The following is a 16,967-nucleotide window of genomic DNA, read 5'->3' on the forward strand; positions in this document are numbered from 1 at the left end:
GGCATTCTCTCATTGACCGTGCCGGTCCAGGGCCCACCGCACATGTTCCCGCACACAGGCGCTGGGATGTTCCAGTCGCCGCGTCAGGGCTTCCCGGACGGTGGGTGAGGGCCGGGCATTGCCCAGCCCCACGGCCAGATTGCGTAGCCACCGTTCATGGCCGATGCGCCGGATCACCGACCCTTCGGTGAGTCGCAGGAAGGTCGGCTCGTCCCAGTCGAACAGAGTCACCAGGCCGATGTCATCCAGCCCATGCCGGGCACGAAAGTCCGGTTCCACCGCCACCCCGGCCCGGCGATTCCAGGGGCAGACCAGCTGACAGTCGTCGCAGCCGTAGATCCGGTTGCCCATCAGCGGCCGCAGCGGCTCGGGGATGCTGCCGGGGTGCTCGATGGTGAGATAGGAGATGCAGCGCCGGGCATCCAGTTCATAGGGCGCAACGATGGCCGCGGTGGGGCAGACGTCCAGGCAGGCCCGACAGCGACCGCAGTGACTGCGCTCCGGCTCATCCAGGGGCAGGGGCAGGTCGGTGTAGAGTTCACCGAGGAAGTACCAGGAACCGTGGTGCCGGCTGAGCAGGTTGGTGTGCTTGCCGATCCAGCCCAGTCCGGCCTTCTCCGCCAGGGCCTTTTCCAGCACCGGGGCGCTGTCGACAAAGGCCCGGTAGCCGAAGGGTCCGGTGACCGACTCGATGCGCTCGGCCAGGGTCTGCAGACGCTTGCGGATCACCTTGTGGTAGTCCCGTCCGAGGGCATAGCGGGAGATAAAGGCCGCCTCGGGATCGTCGAGCACGGAGCCGGCGTCCCGGGTCCGGGGCGGCCAGTAGGCCATGCGCACGGAGATGATGCGCAGGGTGCCCGGGACCAGTGCTTCAGGACGGGAGCGCCGGGTGCCGTGGCGGGCCATGTAGTCCATTTCGCCATGGCGGCCCTGGTCCAGCCAGCGCAGCAGGTGGGCCTCGTGGACGGCGAGGTCGGTGTCGCAGATGCCGGCCCGGTCAAAGCCCAGTTCCAGCGCCCAGGTCTTGATCCGTTGGGTCAGGGCGAGCAGATCAGTGGTGGTCATCCTGGGCTTATACTACGGCTGACAAGCCCTTTGCCACCGGATCGAGCCTGCCATGTCCGCCGACCTGCCCGAAGCCCTTTACACCGCAGCCCAGGTCCGGGAGCTGGACCGCCGGGCCATCGAGGATCACGGTATTCCCGGTTACACCCTCATGTGCCGGGCCGGCGCGGCCGCCTTGGACCGGCTGAGGCGGCAGTGGCCCGGGGCCCGTACCCTGGCCGTCTGTTGCGGGCCGGGCAACAACGGCGGGGACGGCTATGTGCTGGCTCGCCTGGCCCTGGAGGCGGGTCTGTCGGTGCGGGTGGTGGCGGCCACCGATCCCGCCCGGCTCCGCGGCGAAGCCGAGCGGGCCTGGCGGGACTGGCAGGCCTGCGGTCAGCCCCTGTCGGCGCCGGACGAGGCCCTGGCGGCCGCGGACGTGATCGTGGACGGTTTGCTGGGGACGGGGCTGACGCGGGCGGTGGAAGGCGACATGGCCCGCCTGATCCGCTCCATCAACCGGGCGGCCGGCCCGATACTGGCCCTGGACATCCCCTCGGGGCTGAATGCGGATACCGGCGCCGTCATGGGATGTGTGGTGGAGGCCGATGTCACCCTGAGCTTCATCGGCCTCAAACTGGGGCTCATGACCGGGGCGGGGCCGGCCTGTCGGGGGGAACTGTTCATGGATGGGCTGGGGGTTCCGGCGCCGGTGTTCGACGACCTGCCGCCGGCGGCCCGGCGGGTCCGGCCCGACCTGTCCCGGGCCTTCCCGCCGCGATCCCGGGATGCCCACAAGGGCCATTTTGGTCATGTGCTGGTGATCGGCGGCGGTCAGGGCATGCCGGGGGCTGTTCGGCTGGCGGGAGAGGCGGCGGCCCGGGTGGGGGCGGGACTGGTGACCCTGGCCACCCATCCCGATCATGCCGCCCTGATTCCCCTGGCGCGACCGGAATTGATGTGCCACGGCATCCAGCGCCCCGGTGACCTGGAGGTCCTGTTGGCGCGGGCCGACGTGGTGGCCGTGGGGCCGGGGCTGGGCACCGGAGACTGGGGGCGGCGCCTGTGGGCGCGCCTCGGGGACTGGGATGGGCCGATGGTGGTGGATGCCGATGGCCTGAATCTGCTGGCCGCCGCCCCCCGATGCCGGGAAGACTGGATTCTGACCCCGCATCCCGGTGAGGCGGCGCGCCTGCTGGGGTGTGACACAGCGACGATCCAGGCCGACCGACCCGGCGCGGCCGCCGCCATTGTCCGGCGCCATGGCGGCGTCTGTGTCCTCAAGGGGGTGGGCAGTCTGATCCGGGATGCATCCGGGCTGCATCTGTGTGATACCGGTAATCCCGGCATGGCTTCCGGCGGCATGGGGGATGTGCTGACCGGTATCATTGCCGGGTTGCTGGCCCAGCATCTGCCCGCGGGCGGGAGCCTGGCAGAGTCGGCGGCCCTGGGCTGCTGGGTCCATGGCGCGGCCGCCGATCGGGCGGCCCGGGTCGGTGAGCGGGGGCTGCTGGCCTCCGATCTTCTATGTCATCTGCGCGAGGTCATCAATTCATGATCCTGGAACTGGCGGACGAGGCCGCCACCGAAGCCTTCGGGGCTCGTCTGGCGGCGGCCTGCCCCCACGAGGGGGTGGTGTTTCTGGAAGGGGACCTGGGGGCGGGCAAGACCACCCTGGTCCGGGGTTTCCTGCGGGGGCTGGGGCATGGGGGGGCGGTCAAGAGTCCCACCTATACCCTGGTGGAACCCTATGACATCGCCGGTCGTCGCATCCTGCACTTTGATCTCTACCGACTGGAGGACCCCGAGGAGCTGGAATACCTGGGGGTTCGCGAGGAACTGGGGGGGCAGGCACTGAATCTGGTGGAGTGGCCGCGGCAGGGGCGGGGCTGGTTGCCGGCGCCGGATCTGTGCCTGTCCCTGACGGCCAGCGGCGCGGGACGTCGTGTGGTGGTGTCGGCGCAAAGCCCCGCCGGTGCGGAGTGGGTACGGCAGGTGATGGAGAATTCACCCTAAGACAGCCGCGTATCTGGCTAATATTACAGCCCTTTCAGGCTTGCAATTCCCGTCTCATCAGCCACACTATAGGAGAGAGAGTCTGAATCTTTTCAGGGGGTCGGAACCGTGACCGACGACGGATACCAAGCCAGGCGGCGGCAATTCCTGCGAAGTCTGCTGTTCGCCTCCAGTGCGACGGCGGCCGGTCTGTGGTGGCCGGGGGCCGTATGGGCGTCCGGTCAGACGGCGGTGAGAGGGGTGCGCACCTCCGTGGACGGCGAGGTGACGCGTCTGGTGTTCGAGCTCAGTGGTCCGGTGGATCATGCCGTGTTCACCCTCAGCAATCCGGACCGGGTGGTGCTTGATCTGCGCAAGGCCCGGGCCGCCGTCGATCTGCGTGCCGCCGGTGCCGCCTCGGGGCCTTTGCGCGGCGTGCGCCATGCCCCTCGCAATGAACAGGATCTGCGGGTGGTGATCGATCTCAGGCATCCCGTCAGTCCCCGAACCTTCCTCTTGCGGCCCGCCGACGGGGCCGGTCACCGTCTGGTGATCGACCTCCAGCAGGAAGGTGTTGCCGAGCCGGTCGTCACCCAGTCCGTCCGGGAAGCGGTTCGGTCCCGGGATGTGATCGTCGCCATCGATGCCGGACACGGGGGCAAGGACCCGGGCGCCATCGGACCCGGCGGTACCTATGAAAAAGACGTGGTGCTGGCCATTGCCCGCCGTCTGGAGACCCTGGTGCAGCGGGAGCCGGGCATGACGCCGGTGATGATCCGTACCGGCGACTATTTCCTGCCCCTGCGTGAACGCATCAACCGGGCGCGGCAGCAGCATGCCGACGTCTTCATCTCCATCCATGCCGATGCCGCCCCCAATGCCCAGGTGCAGGGTTCCTCTGTCTACATGCTCTCCGATCGCGGCGCCACCAGTGAGGCGGCACGTTGGCTGGCCCAGCGGGAGAACGAGGCCGACCGGCGCCTGGGGGCGGTGCCTATCAACGACAAGGATGACGTCCTGGCCTCGGTCCTGCTGGACCTGACCCAGAACGGCACCCTGGAGGCCAGCAAGACCCTGGCGGATGCCATGATCGGTGAACTGCACCGGGTGGGGAAGGTCCGCAGTCCCCGGGTGGAGCGGGCCGGCTTTGCCGTACTGCGTTCCCCGGATGTCCCTTCCGTGCTGGTGGAGGCCGCCTTCATCTCCAACCCCGCCGAGGAGCGCAAGTTGCGCACGCCGGCCTTCCAGCAGTCCATGGCCGAGGCCCTGCTCGGCGGCCTGCGGGCCTATTTCGACGGCCATGCCCCGCCGGGCACCCTGCTGGCGGAACGGCGCCGCGGGCGGCATGTGATCCAGCGCGGCGAGACCCTCTCCGGCATCGCCACCCGCTACCAGGTGCCGGTATCCCAGCTCCGTGCGCACAACAATCTCAGTTCCGATGTCATCCGGGTGGGCCAGGTGCTGGAAATTCCCATGCGGGATAGCTGACGCGCGTGCCCATTCAGGAACTCCCCCCCCAGCTGATCAACCAGATTGCCGCCGGCGAGGTGGTGGAACGCCCGTCCTCCGTGGTTAAGGAGTTGCTGGAGAACAGCCTGGACGCCGGTGCCAATCGCATCCACATCGAGGTGGAGCAGGGCGGGGTGCGGCGTATCCGCATCCGGGACGATGGATGCGGGATTCCGCGCCACGAACTGGCCCTGGCCCTGTCCCGCCATGCCACCAGCAAGATCACCAGTCTGGAGGATCTGGAACGGGTGGCCAGCCTGGGGTTTCGCGGCGAAGCCCTGCCCAGCATTGCCTCGGTCTCCCGCCTGACCCTGACCTCGGCGGTGGCCGGGGAGGGCAGCGGCTGGCGCCTGCGGGGCGATGGCGGCGACCGCTTCGACGATCCCGAGCCGGCCCCTCATCCGGTGGGTACCACCATCGACGTCAAGGACCTGTTCTTCAATGTCCCGGCACGGCGCAAGTTCCTGCGCACGGAACGCACCGAGTACGGCCATCTGGAAGAAGTGGTGCGAAGGATCGGGTTGTCCCGCTTCGATGTGACCCTGGACCTGAGTCATAACGGCAAATCCACCCTGCGGCTGCCGGCGGCCTCGTCCCAGGCCGAGCGGGATCATCGGGTGGCTCAGGTCTGTGGCCAGGCTTTCATCGGGCAGTCGGTCTTCATCGAACAGGCCGCCGCCGGTCTCAGGCTGGAGGGTTGGATGGGGTTGCCCACCTTTTCCCGCAGTCAGGCGGATCTGCAGTATTTCTATGTCAACGGTCGCATGGTCCGGGACAAGGTGGTGAGCCATGCGGTGCGTCAGGCCTACCAGGACGTGCTCTATCACGGCCGCCATGCGGCCTTCGTGCTCTACCTGACCCTGGACCCGGTGCTGGTGGATGTGAACGCCCATCCGGCCAAGCATGAAGTACGCTTTCGCGAATCGCGGATGGTGCATGATTTCCTCTTCAGCAGTCTGCACCGGGCCCTGGCCGAATTGCGTCCCGGGGCGAGGCCCGCTGCCGGTGAACCTGCCGCCGGCGAGGAGCCCACCCTGGCGGCCACGATGCCGACGACGGGGCCTGTCGTCCCTGTGCCCGCCGTGTCGCCGTCATCCGCTCCGGCGCATTCCCCGTCGGGTCGGGGAAGCGGGGGAGGGTATGGGCCAGGGCCTGTGCGCCAGGGCAGCCTGCACCTGCCGGTGGCCGAGTCCATGGCCGCCTATGCCCGCCTGCACCCGGAGCCGGATCGGTCCGCCGACTCGGCCGCCGAACCGGTGGACCACCCCTTGGGCCATGCCCTGGCTCAGTTGCAGGGCGTCTATATCCTGTCCCAGACCGTGGACGGACTGGTGCTGGTGGACATGCACGCGGGGCATGAACGGGTGACCTATGAGCGTCTCAAGCGGGCCTACTGGTCGGAGGGACTCAAGTCCCAGCCCCTGCTGGTGCCCGAGACCCTGGCCGTGAGCCGGGCCGAGGCGGACACCGCCGAGACTCATCAGGAGGACTTCCGGCGCCTGGGTTTCGAGGTGGACCGGGCCGGGCCCGAGCAGTTGCGGCTGCGGGCGGTGCCCAGCCTGTTGTCCGGGGGTGATACGGCCACCCTGGTGCGGGACGTGATCGCCGATCTCAAGGCCCATGGCCTGTCCCGTCGGGTGGAGGCGCAGGTCAACGCCCTGCTGGCCACCATGGCCTGCCACGGCTCGGTGCGGGCCAACCGGCGCCTGAGCATTCCTGAAATGAACGCCCTGTTGCGGGACATGGAAGCCACCGAGCGCAGCGGCCAGTGCAACCACGGCCGGCCCACCTGGGTCAGCCTGTCCATGGAACAGCTGGACCGTCTGTTCCTGCGGGGCCGCTGACATGACCTCTGCCCCGACACTCCCGCCGGCGGTCTTCCTGATGGGGCCGACGGCCACCGGCAAGACTGATCTGGCCATCCGCCTGTGCGAGTCCCTGCCCCTGGAGATCATCAGCGTGGACTCCGCGCTGATCTATCGGGGTATGGACGTGGGCACCGCCAAGCCCGGGGCCGATGTGCTGGCCCGGGTCCCCCATCATCTGGTGGATATCCTGGACCCGGCCCAGGCCTATTCCGCCGCCCGGTTCCGGGAGGACGCCCTGGCCCTGATGGGCGACATCACGGCGCGGGGGCGGGTGCCCCTGCTGGTGGGTGGGACCATGCTCTATTTCAGGGCCCTGGATTTTGGTCTGGATACCCTGCCGGAAGCGGATCCCGTCATCCGGGCCGGAATCGACGCCCTGGCGGCCGAGCAGGGCTGGGAGGCGGTGCATCGGGAACTGACCCGGGTGGATCCGGTATCGGCCTCACGCATCCATCCCAACGACCCCCAGCGGCTGCAGCGGGCCCTTGAGGTCTACCGCATCACCGGGTCACCCCTGTCCTCGTTCCATGGGGGTCCCCGTCGTTCGCAACTGCCCTGGCGGGTGTTGCGCCTGGCCCTGATGCCGCCGGATCGTACCCGGTTGAGGGAACGGATTGCCCATCGCTTCCGTCAAATGCTCGGACAGGGTCTGCTGGATGAAGTCAGTGCCCTGCGGGCGCGGGATGACCTGAGTCTGGACCTGCCCGCCATGCGGGCGGTGGGATATCGTCAGGCATGGGAGTATCTGGAGGGTCGGATCGACCATGACGTCATGGTGGCCCAGGCGATCACCGCCACCCGACAGCTGGCCAAGCGACAGATGACCTGGTTGCGTGGCTATCCTGAGGTGGAGGTGTTGGATCCTGAGCGCCTTGACCCCACGGGCGTGCTGGCGCGGGTGCGGGTCCACCTTGGATCGCAATGACTGCCGCGCGCCCGTCCACGTCTGTTCGGGAACGGAATCGGCGTGGGATTTTTGACTCAGGCGGTATGCTAGACTGAAACCATCAGGCCTGGGGCCGGGATCGTCCATCCCCGCCTGCCGAACACAATAATGATGACCATAACCCGGGAGCAGACCATGTCAAAAGGGCAGACGCTACAAGAACCCTTTCTCAATACCCTTCGCAAGGAACGCATTCCGGTCTCCATCTACCTGGTGAACGGCATCAAGCTGCAAGGACAGATCGATTCCTTCGATCAGTTCGTGGTATTGCTCAAGAACAGCGTGAGCCAGATGGTCTACAAGCACGCCATCTCCACCATCGTGCCGTCCCGGCCGGTCAAGCTCTCCACGGGCGATGATGGCGACCAGGACAGCCAGCACTGATGTCTGCGACACGCCTTTCCCTCTCATGGGGAAAGGCGTCCCCCCCATTCACATCGAGGTTGTGACACCACTTGTTCGAAAGACCCCGCAGTGGCGAGCGCGCCATCCTGGTCCATGTGGACCTTCCCGCTCAGGACGGTGATGAGGACTGCACCGAATTCATGGAATTGGCCCGTTCCGCCGGTGCCGATCCGCTGGCCCTGGTAACCGGTACCCGCAAGGCGCCTGACCCCCGTTACTTCATCGGCAGCGGCAAGGCGGAGGAGGTCCGCGATCTGGTGGCGGCCCACGGGGCTGAACTGGTCATCTTCGATCATGCCCTGTCACCCAGCCAGGAGCGCAACCTGGAAAGGCTGTTCCAGTGCCGGGTGCTGGACCGATCCGGTTTGATTCTGGACATCTTTGCCCAGCGTGCCCGCTCCCATGAGGGCAAGCTGCAGGTGGAGCTGGCCCAGTTGCGCCACATGTCCACCCGGCTGGTGCGGGGATGGACCCATCTGGAGCGGCAGAAAGGTGGCATCGGCCTGCGTGGACCGGGTGAAACCCAGCTGGAAACCGACCGGCGGCTCCTGGGCGTGCGCATCAAGCAGATCCAGAAACGGCTGGAGAAGGTGGAGCAGCAGCGGGAGCAGGGTCGTCAGTCGCGGCGGCGGGCGGAGATCCCCACCGTCTCCCTGGTGGGCTACACCAATGCCGGCAAGTCCACCTTGTTCAATCGGCTCACCCAGGCCGGGGTCTATGCCGCCGACCAGCTTTTCGCCACCCTGGATCCGACCCTGCGGCGGGTGGACCTGCCTTCTCAGCAACGCGTCATCCTGGCGGATACGGTAGGCTTCGTGCGTCATCTGCCCCATGACCTGGTGGCGGCCTTTCGCGCGACCCTCACCGAGACCCGGGAAGCGGCGCTGCTGCTGCATGTGGTGGATGCCCATGCCGCCGAGCGGGACATCTATCTGCGGCAGGTGGACGAGGTGCTGGAGGAGATCGGCGCCAGAGACGTGCCCCAAGTGCTGGTCTTCAACAAGATCGATCTCATTCCCGGCGCCGAGCCGCGGATCGAGCCGGGTACCGTGGGCACGCCCACCCGGGCCTGGGTATCGGCCCAAACCGGGGCAGGGGTGGATGACCTGCTGCAGTGGCTGGGGGACTACTTCGCCGAATCCATCGTCCAGGGCTGGCTGGCGTTGCCGCCCCAGGCCGGTCGTGAGCGGGCGGGACTCTATGCCCTGGAGGCAGTGGAGGCCGAGGAGGTGAGTGATACCGGTGAGCTGCGCCTCAAGGTCAGGCTGCCCCGGCGGCGCCTGGAGGAACTTTTTCGGGGGGGTGGGTTCACACCGAAACTGATGGATGACTAAAATGGCCGGTTTGTACGCCTGATCTGCACGTTTTTCCTGTTATCATCAGACGTTTGATCGCGTTTTCAACGGAGTCAGCTCATGCCCTGGAACGAACCAGGAAACAACAGCAAAGACCCCTGGGGTGGCGGCGGTGGCAACCGTGGCGGCAACCAGGGTCCACCGGACCTGGATGAGGTCCTGAAGAAACTGTCCAACAAGCTGGGCGCCGTCTTCGGCGGCGGTGGTGGTGGCGAGGGCGGCAATGGCGGCGGCATGGGCAAGCATGCCTCGGCCGGCATCAGCCTGGCCGCCATCCTGGCCCTGGTGATCTGGCTGGCTTCCGGCTTCTACATCGTCAGTGAAGGTGAGCGGGGCGTGGTGCTTCGCTTCGGCGCCTTCCAGTCCGTGGCCACTCCCGGCCCCAACTGGCATCTGCCCTATCCCATCGAGCGGGTGGAGATCGTCGATATCGACAACATCCGTTCCATCCAGCACCGGGCCCTGATGCTCACGGGTGATGAAAACATCATCGATGTGGACATCGCCGTGCAGTATCGCGTGATGGACCCTGAGCGTTTCCTGTTCAACGTCCGCAACCCCGACGCCACCGCCCGTCAGGTGATGGAATCCGCCATTCGCGAGCGCATCGGCAAGAGTACCCTGGAGTTCATCCTGGGTGCCGGTCGTGGCGATGTGGCCACTTCCGCCCGCGTGGTCATTCAGGAGGCCCTGGATGCCTATGGTGCCGGCATTGCCGTGACCGCAGTGAGCATGCAGCAGGCCCAGCCGCCGGAGCCGGTGCAGGAGGCCTTTGCCGACGCCATCCGTGCCCGAGAGGACGAGGTACGCTTCCGTAACGAGGCCGAGGCCTACGCCAATACCGTGCTCCCCCGGGCGCGGGGTGAGGCGGCTCGCCTGATGGAGGAGGCCATGGCCTACCGGGATCAGGTTCTGGCCCAGGCGGAAGGTGACGCCGCCCGTTTCACCCAGCTGTTGACCGAGTACCAGCGGGCGCCGGAAGTGACCCGCGAGCGCCTGTTCATCGAGACCACGGAGGTGGTGCTGGGCTCCGCCAGCAAGGTGTTCGTGGACGTGAAGGGCGGCAACAACCTGCTGTTCCTGCCCCTGGACAAGATCATGGGCGGCGATGGTCAGGCCCTGCGGGATGCCCGCGCCTCCACCACCGCGCCATCCACTCTCTCCACCCGTCCCATGCCGTTGCAGCCCCTGAATCAGCAGCGGCCTGATCCCCGTTCCCGGGAGGTGCGTTGATGTTTAGGATCGCAGCGATTGCCATAGCCGTTGCGGCCTTGGTCGTGTGGCTGTCCACCTTCACGGTGGACGAGAGAGAACGCGTGATCGTGTTCAGTCTGGGGGAGATCAAGCGCACGGACCTGGATCCGGGGCTGCATTTCAAGTTCCCCATCGTCAACAACGTGCGCAAGTTCGATGCCCGGATCATGACCCTGGACATCCCGCCGGACCGGTTCCTCACCAGCGAGGCCAAGAACGTCATCGTCGACTTCTACGCCAAGTGGCGCATCGACGACGTGGGTCAGTTCTTCCGGGCCACCCGGGGTGACGAACGCAACGCCCAGGACCGCATGGCCCAGATCCTGCGCGACGGCATGCGTAACGAGTTCGCCAAGTACACCCTGGATCAAGTGGTGTCCGGTGATCGCATCACCATCATGGGGGCCGTGCGTCAGCAGGCCCTGGACACCGCCGGTGAGCTGGGTGTGACTCTGGTGGATGTGCGCATCCGCCGGATGGACCTGCCCGACGAGGTGAGCGAATCGGTGTTCAGCCGCATGCGTGCCGAGCGTGAGCGTATCGCCCAGGACTTCCGTGCCCGTGGTCAGGAGCAGTCGGAGCGTATCCGTGCCGACGCCGACCGTCAGCGCACCGTGATCATCGCCAATGCCTATCGTGACGCGGAACAGATCCGAGGCGAAGGGGACGCCACCTCGGCGGCGGTCTACGCCCAGGCCTATGAGCAGGATACGGAGTTCTTCACCTTCTACCGAAGCCTGCTGGCCTATCGCAACACCATGGTGGGTAAGGACAACTTCTATGTCCTGGAGCCGGATTCGCAGTTCTTCCGTTACTTCCAGGATCCCATGGGCATGCGTGGGACCCGGGAGAACTGAGCCCGGTGGTTTGAAGTCCATGACATCGGCGGCCCCCGTGGCCGCCGTTTGTCGTCCGGCAACCCTCACCATCCTTACCTGCCCCTGGCGGGGCTGATCATCGCGAGGTCTTTCCCTCATCATGTGGTCCGATCTGCTGGCGGCACTGGCCCTGCTCATGATCATCGAAGGCGTGTTGCCGTTTCTCAATCCCGCCGGTTTTCGTCGCGGCCTGTTGCAGGTGGCCGAACTGCCCGACAACGTGCTGCGGGGAATCGGTCTGTTCAGCCTGCTGACCGGAGCCCTGGCCCTGTGGTGGATTCGGGCATGACAGCCATTTTTCGTGATGCCGGGCGGCTCGGGTTATAATGCGGCGCCAATCCAAGCGATTTGTTCACATGACTGATTCCAACCGCTGGCTGTTACCGGAAGGTATCGACGAGGCCCTGCCGCCGCTGGCTGAGCGCCTGGAGACCTGCCGCCGCCGCATCCTTGACCTTCATCACAGCTGGGGCTACGAGCTGGTGATGCCGCCTTTCGTGGAATACCTGGAGTCCCTGCTCACGGGCACCGGCCACGGCCTGGACCTGCAGACCTTCAAGCTCACCGATCAGCTCAACGGCCGGCTCATGGGGGTGCGTGCGGACATGACACCGCAGGTGGCCCGGATCGATGCCCATCGCCTCAAGCGTGAGGGGGTCAGCCGCCTGTGCTATGCGGGCACTGTGCTCCATACCCGTCCTGACGGCTTTGCCGGTTCCCGCAGCCTGCTGCAGCTGGGGGCCGAACTGTACGGCCATGCCGGTCTTGCCAGCGATGTGGAGATCCTGCGCCTGATGCTGGAGACCCTGGCGGTCTGCGAGGTGGACACCCCCTGTGTGGACCTGGGACATGTGGGCATTTTCCGCAGCCTGGCCGCCGATGCCGCACTGGACCCGGAACAGGAAACCCGTCTGTTCGACCTGTTGCAGCGCAAGGCCCTGCCGGAAATCCGCGACTGCCTGGCCCAGCTGCCGGTCAGTGCGGATCAGCGCCGTCGCCTGGGCGTCCTGGCGGATCTCAACGGCGATCGGGATACCCTGGACCGGGCCCGTATCGAACTGGCCGGTGCCGACGACGCCGTGATGATCGCCCTGGACGCCCTGGAACACCTGGCGCGGGCGGTGCAGGCCTCCCATCCCGATGTGGTCCTGCATGTGGATCTGGCGGAACTGCGTGGCTATCACTATCACACCGGCCTGGTCTTTGCCGCCTACCTGCCCGGCATTGGCCAGGAAGTGGCCCGTGGCGGTCGCTACGACGACATCGGGCGCGTCTTCGGCCGTGCCCGTCCGGCCACCGGTTTCAGCGCCGACCTCAAGACTCTGGTGCGCCTGTCCCGGTGTCCGGAGTGTGCCGCGCCGGGAGGCATCCTGGCGCCGGCGGACCCGGACCCGGACCTGATCCACGCCGTCGTCGACCTGCGTCGCCGGGGTGAACGGGTGATTCAGGGGCTGGACGGGCAGGATAACGATGCAGTGGCCCTGGGCTGTGACCGGGTGCTGGTCAAGACAAACAATCAGTGGACAGTGGTGGACGCTTGAACATGAGTAAATTCGTGGTAGTCCTGGGCAGTCAGTGGGGCGATGAAGGCAAGGGCAAGGTCGTGGACCTGCTCACCGAAAAGGCAGCCGCCGTGGTGCGATACCAGGGTGGACACAATGCCGGTCATACCCTGGTGATCGAAGGCAGGAAGACGGTATTGCATCTGATCCCCTCCGGCATCCTGCGGGAAGGGGTGGAGTGCATGATCGGCAACGGCGTGGTGCTTTCTCCCGAGGCATTGCTCAAGGAAATGGCCATGCTGGAAGAAAACGGCGTGCCGGTGCGCGAGCGTTTGCGCCTGTCGGAGTCCTGCCAGCTGATCCTGCCGTTCCACGTCATCCTGGATCAGGCCCGGGAGAAGGCCCGGGGCGCCGCCGCCATCGGCACCACCGGTCGCGGTATTGGTCCGGCCTATGAGGACAAGGTCGCCCGCCGCGGTTTGCGCCTGGGGGATCTGTTCCATCGGGATCGCTTCGCCGCCAAGCTGGGCGAGGTGCTCAACTATCACAATTTCGTGCTCAAGCATTACTTCCACACCGATACCATCGATTTTCAGCAGGTGCTGGAACAATCCCTGGCCATGGGCGAGGAGCTCAGACCCCTGGTGATCGACGTGCCGGAACGTCTGCGCACCCTGCGCAATCAAGGGGCGGCGGTGATGTTCGAAGGTGCCCAGGGTACCCTGCTGGACGTGGACCACGGCACCTATCCTTTTGTGACCTCCTCTAACACCACCGCTGGCGGCGTCTGCACCGGCAGCGGCGTGGGTCCGCTGGACCTGGACTACGTGCTGGGGATCACCAAGGCCTACACCACCCGGGTGGGAGCCGGTCCGTTCCCCACCGAGCTGTTCGATACCATGGGCGAGCACCTGGCACGTCGCGGTCATGAGTTCGGTTCCACCACCGGCCGTCCCCGTCGCTGCGGCTGGTTCGACGCCGTGGCCCTCAAGCGGGCCGTGTCCATCAACAGCATCAGCGGCCTTTGCATCACCAAGCTGGACGTGCTGGATGGCCTGGAGACTCTGCAGATCTGCGTGGGCTACCGCTGCGGCGATACCATGGTCACCGAACCCCCTGCCGGCGCCGAATCCTATGCCGAGTGCGAACCGGTGTACGAGGAGATGCCCGGCTGGCAGGAATCCACCCTGGGGATCACCGAATACGACCGCCTGCCCCCCAACGCCCGCGCCTATCTGGAGCGTATCCAGGCGATCGCCGGCATCCCGGTGGACATCATCTCCACCGGTCCCGACCGGGATCAGACCATCCTGATGCGTCATCCCTTCCAGTAAGGGCAGGGGGGAGTGCCGGCGCCACCGCTGTCCGGTTCTCCCCCCCTCATTCCCTTCCTCTCCCCCGCGCCGGGGAGAGGGGCGCCGGGTACGCTCACGCGTGAGTTCACTCACAAGAAGGATGCCCCATGTCCGAGGAAAAAGAGACCGGAGTCACTTCCCGCTGGCATCACCTGGATGCCGGGGATGCCGTCAGGCAGCTGAAGACCTCCGACCGTGAAGGCCTGACCACGGACGAGATCGAGCGCCGCCGCGCCGAATATGGCCCCAACCGCCTTCCGCCCCCCAAGACCCGCGGCCCGCTGGGCCGTTTCCTGGCCCAGTTCAACAACCTGCTCATCTACGTCCTGCTGGGCGCCGCGCTCATCACCGCCCTGCTGGGGCACTGGGTGGACACCGGCGTCATCCTGGCGGTGGTGTTGCTCAATTCCATCATCGGCTTTGTCCAGGAAGGCAAGGCGGAAAAGGCCCTGCAGGCCATCCGGGACATGCTCTCGCCCCATGCCGCGGTGATCCGGGACGGTGAACGCATGACCGTCGAAGCCGAGGCGCTGGTGCCCGGTGACCTGGTACTGCTGGAACCCGGCGACAAGGTGCCCGCTGACCTGCGACTGATCAGGGTCAAGGGGCTGCAGGTGCAGGAGGCCATGCTCACCGGTGAATCCGTCCCCGTGGACAAGTCCGTCGAGGCGGTCTCCGCCGGGGCCGATCTGGGGGACCAGACCTCCATGGCCTTTTCCGGCACTCTGGTCACGGCGGGGCAGGCCACCGGCGTGGTGGTGGAAACCGGCGCCCGCACCCAGATCGGTCGCATCAGCACCCTGCTGTCCGACGTGGAATCCCTCACCACGCCGCTGCTGCGGGCGATGAACGTCTTTGCCCGCTGGCTGACGGTGGCCATCATCGGTCTGGCGGGTCTGGTGTTCGCCTTCGGCATGCTGGTGCGCGACTACACCGTGGTGGAGATGTTCATGGCCTCCGTGGCCCTGGCGGTGGCGGCCATCCCCGAGGGCCTGCCCGCCATCCTCACCGTGACCCTGGCCATCGGTGTCCAGTTCATGGCCTCCCGCAACGCCATCATCCGTCGCCTGCCGGCGGTGGAAACCCTGGGTTCGGTGTCCATCATCTGCTCGGACAAGACCGGCACCCTGACCCGCAACGAGATGACGGTGCGTTCCATTGCCCTGGCCGGGCGGGACTACGAGATCACCGGGGTGGGCTACGATCCCCATGGTGGTTTCACCGTGGATGACAGGGAGGTGGACCCGGCCGGGGAGGCGCTGTTGCTGGAGGCCCTGCGGGCCATGGTGCTGTGCAACGACTCCCGTCTGCGCCAGAAGGATGGGCAGTGGCAGGTGGAGGGGGACCCCATGGAAGGGGCCCTGCTCACCGCCGGCATCAAGGCCGGCATGGACCCGGTCTTCGAACACAAGGATCGCCCCCGCACCGACATCATCCCCTTCGAGTCGGAACACCGCTTCATGGCCACCCTGAACCATGACCATGAAGGGCAGGGCATGATCCATGTGAAGGGTGCGCCCGAGCAGTTGCTGGAGATGTGTCGCCGCGTGCGTACCGCCAATGGCCCGGCGGCACTGGATCGGGATGCCTGGCTGGAACGGGTGGAGGCCCTGGCGGCCCGGGGCGAGCGGGTGCTGGCCGTGGCCTGCATGCCCGCGGATGCGGGGCATCGGGAACTGAAGTTCTCCGACGTGGAGGACGGTCTGGAGCTGATCGGTCTGTTCGGACTCATCGACCCGCCACGGGAGGAGGCCATCCAGGCGGTGGCCGACTGTCAGCAGGCGGGCATCCGGGTGAAGATGATTACCGGCGACCATGCCGGCACGGCGCGGGCCATTGCCGGGCAACTGGGCCTGGCCAATGGGGACAAGGTCCTCACCGGCCGGGATCTGGATGCCATGGACGACGAGACCCTGCGCCGTACCGTGCCGGACGTGGACGTGTTTGCCCGCACCACTCCGGAACACAAGCTGCGCCTGGTGCGTGCCCTGCAATGGCATGGCTATGTGGTGGCCATGACCGGTGACGGCGTCAACGATGCCCCGGCCCTCAAGCAGGCGGACGTGGGCGTGGCCATGGGACGCAACGGCACCGAGACCGCCAAGGAGGCATCGGAGATGGTGCTGGCGGACGACAACTTCGCTTCCATTGCCCACGCGGTGCGGGAAGGGCGCCGGGTCTACGACAACCTGAAGAAGGCCATTACCTTTCTGCTGCCCATCAATGGCGGTGAGTCCGGCTCCATCATCACCGCCATCATGCTGGGCATGGCCCTGCCCATCACCCCCCTGCAGGTGTTGTGGGTGAACATGGTCAGTTCCGTGGGGCTGGCCATGGCCCTGGCCTTCGAGCCGGCGGAGAAGAATGTCATGAAGCGGCCGCCCCGGGCGCCGGGAGAGGCCATCCTGTCCCTGTTCCTGATCTGGCGCATCCTGTTCGTGTCGTTCCTGTTCCTGATCGGGATCTTCGGTATCTACCTGTGGTCGGTGCAGCAGGGCTACAGCGTGGAAATGGCCCGCACCCATGCGGTCAACACCCTGGTGGTGATGGAGATCTTCTATCTGCTGAGCGTACGTTCCATGCAGGTGACGTCGCTCAGCTTCAAGGGCCTCATCGGTACCCGGGCCGTGCTCATCGCCATCCTCATCGTGGTGGGCCTGCAATTGGTGTTCACCTACGCGCCCTTCATGCAGTTCTTCTTCGACAGCGAGCCGGTGGGCCTGCTGGAATGGGGTGTCATCCTCGCCGTGGGCGTGGTGTTGTTCATCATTCTGGAACTGGAGAAGGGGATTCGCAATCGAATCAGTCATAAGAAACACGGGCAGCATCCGCCGGCCTCCAGGGCGGGGTAACGGC

14 protein-coding genes are annotated in these 16,967 nt (G+C 66.4%); 13 read left to right on the forward strand and 1 reads right to left on the reverse strand.

Going from position 1 to position 16,967, the window contains the following annotated elements:
* Positions 1-9 precede the first annotated feature (9 nt).
* Positions 10-1,065 carry a tRNA epoxyqueuosine(34) reductase QueG gene (gene queG, locus ACLF6L_RS04060; protein WP_238617635.1) on the reverse strand — a complete coding sequence of 352 codons (1,056 nt, stop codon included), beginning with the start codon at positions 1,063-1,065 and terminating at the stop codon, positions 10-12.
* Positions 1,066-1,117: 52 nt separating this feature from the next.
* On the opposite strand from queG, the gene ACLF6L_RS04065 reads away from it, so the two are divergent.
* From ACLF6L_RS04065 to ACLF6L_RS04125, 13 genes are all read left to right on the forward strand, one after another.
* The gene (locus tag ACLF6L_RS04065; protein ID WP_412852422.1) at positions 1,118-2,602 is read left to right on the forward strand and encodes an NAD(P)H-hydrate dehydratase; all 1,485 of its coding nucleotides are present in this window, start codon (positions 1,118-1,120) and stop codon (positions 2,600-2,602) included.
* Entirely contained in the window at positions 2,599-3,060 is a 462-nt protein-coding gene (gene tsaE, locus ACLF6L_RS04070; RefSeq protein WP_008930678.1) for a tRNA (adenosine(37)-N6)-threonylcarbamoyltransferase complex ATPase subunit type 1 TsaE, read from the forward strand. Before ACLF6L_RS04065 ends, tsaE begins: the two co-directional genes overlap by 4 nt.
* 108 nt (positions 3,061-3,168) lie before the next feature.
* A complete protein-coding gene (locus ACLF6L_RS04075) occupies positions 3,169-4,527 on the forward strand; it encodes an N-acetylmuramoyl-L-alanine amidase (RefSeq protein WP_008930679.1) in 1,359 nt (452 codons plus the stop codon).
* Between the two features lie 5 nt (positions 4,528-4,532).
* Positions 4,533-6,392, forward strand: coding sequence for a DNA mismatch repair endonuclease MutL (mutL, locus tag ACLF6L_RS04080; RefSeq protein ID WP_412852423.1), 1,860 nt, complete (start codon positions 4,533-4,535; stop codon positions 6,390-6,392).
* A gap of 1 nt (position 6,393) precedes the next feature.
* Positions 6,394-7,341 (forward strand): tRNA (adenosine(37)-N6)-dimethylallyltransferase MiaA, encoded by a 948-nt coding sequence (gene miaA / locus ACLF6L_RS04085; protein ID WP_238617632.1) that lies wholly within the window; start codon positions 6,394-6,396, stop codon positions 7,339-7,341.
* Positions 7,342-7,497: 156 nt separating this feature from the next.
* Positions 7,498-7,746 (forward strand): RNA chaperone Hfq, encoded by a 249-nt coding sequence (gene hfq, locus ACLF6L_RS04090; protein WP_200177219.1) that lies wholly within the window; start codon positions 7,498-7,500, stop codon positions 7,744-7,746.
* Positions 7,747-7,817: 71 nt separating this feature from the next.
* On the forward strand, positions 7,818-9,101 hold the full coding sequence (gene hflX, locus ACLF6L_RS04095; protein WP_200177218.1) for a ribosome rescue GTPase HflX: 1,284 nt from the start codon (positions 7,818-7,820) through the stop codon (positions 9,099-9,101).
* Between the two features lie 81 nt (positions 9,102-9,182).
* A complete protein-coding gene (hflK, locus tag ACLF6L_RS04100; RefSeq protein ID WP_412852424.1) occupies positions 9,183-10,355 on the forward strand; it encodes an FtsH protease activity modulator HflK in 1,173 nt (390 codons plus the stop codon).
* Entirely contained in the window at positions 10,355-11,233 is an 879-nt protein-coding gene (hflC, locus tag ACLF6L_RS04105; RefSeq protein WP_200177216.1) for a protease modulator HflC, read from the forward strand. The genes hflK and hflC overlap by 1 nt, the downstream gene beginning before the upstream one ends.
* 121 nt (positions 11,234-11,354) lie before the next feature.
* Positions 11,355-11,543: a DUF2065 domain-containing protein gene (locus ACLF6L_RS04110; RefSeq protein WP_200177215.1), complete on the forward strand. Its 189-nt coding sequence runs from the start codon at positions 11,355-11,357 to the stop codon at positions 11,541-11,543.
* Between the two features lie 67 nt (positions 11,544-11,610).
* Positions 11,611-12,795 (forward strand): ATP phosphoribosyltransferase regulatory subunit, encoded by a 1,185-nt coding sequence (locus ACLF6L_RS04115; RefSeq protein WP_200177214.1) that lies wholly within the window; start codon positions 11,611-11,613, stop codon positions 12,793-12,795.
* 2 nt (positions 12,796-12,797) lie between these two features.
* The gene (locus ACLF6L_RS04120; RefSeq protein WP_412852425.1) at positions 12,798-14,090 is read left to right on the forward strand and encodes an adenylosuccinate synthase; all 1,293 of its coding nucleotides are present in this window, start codon (positions 12,798-12,800) and stop codon (positions 14,088-14,090) included.
* Between the two features lie 128 nt (positions 14,091-14,218).
* Complete coding sequence (locus ACLF6L_RS04125; protein WP_412852426.1) at positions 14,219-16,963, forward strand: cation-transporting P-type ATPase; 2,745 nt, start codon at positions 14,219-14,221, stop codon at positions 16,961-16,963.
* Positions 16,964-16,967: the final 4 nt, after the last annotated feature.

The organism is Ectothiorhodospira shaposhnikovii (assembly GCF_047222355.1).
Lineage (GTDB): Bacteria > Pseudomonadota > Gammaproteobacteria > Ectothiorhodospirales > Ectothiorhodospiraceae > Ectothiorhodospira.

What these genes read in the sequence shown, in the direction of transcription:
- ACLF6L_RS04125 (WP_412852426.1), top strand. Translation starts at nt 14,219, where the DNA reads ATGTCCGAGGAAAAAGAGACCGGAGTCACTTCCCGCTGGCATCACCTG.
- hflC (WP_200177216.1), top strand. Translation starts at nt 10,355, where the DNA reads ATGTTTAGGATCGCAGCGATTGCCATAGCCGTTGCGGCCTTGGTCGTG.
- ACLF6L_RS04110 (WP_200177215.1), top strand. Translation starts at nt 11,355, where the DNA reads ATGTGGTCCGATCTGCTGGCGGCACTGGCCCTGCTCATGATCATCGAA.
- hflK (WP_412852424.1), top strand. Translation starts at nt 9,183, where the DNA reads ATGCCCTGGAACGAACCAGGAAACAACAGCAAAGACCCCTGGGGTGGC.
- hfq (WP_200177219.1), top strand. Translation starts at nt 7,498, where the DNA reads ATGTCAAAAGGGCAGACGCTACAAGAACCCTTTCTCAATACCCTTCGC.
- ACLF6L_RS04120 (WP_412852425.1), top strand. Translation starts at nt 12,798, where the DNA reads ATGAGTAAATTCGTGGTAGTCCTGGGCAGTCAGTGGGGCGATGAAGGC.
- queG (WP_238617635.1), bottom strand. Translation starts at nt 1,065, where the DNA reads ATGACCACCACTGATCTGCTCGCCCTGACCCAACGGATCAAGACCTGG.
- ACLF6L_RS04115 (WP_200177214.1), top strand. Translation starts at nt 11,611, where the DNA reads ATGACTGATTCCAACCGCTGGCTGTTACCGGAAGGTATCGACGAGGCC.
- miaA (WP_238617632.1), top strand. Translation starts at nt 6,394, where the DNA reads ATGACCTCTGCCCCGACACTCCCGCCGGCGGTCTTCCTGATGGGGCCG.
- ACLF6L_RS04065 (WP_412852422.1), top strand. Translation starts at nt 1,118, where the DNA reads ATGTCCGCCGACCTGCCCGAAGCCCTTTACACCGCAGCCCAGGTCCGG.
- tsaE (WP_008930678.1), top strand. Translation starts at nt 2,599, where the DNA reads ATGATCCTGGAACTGGCGGACGAGGCCGCCACCGAAGCCTTCGGGGCT.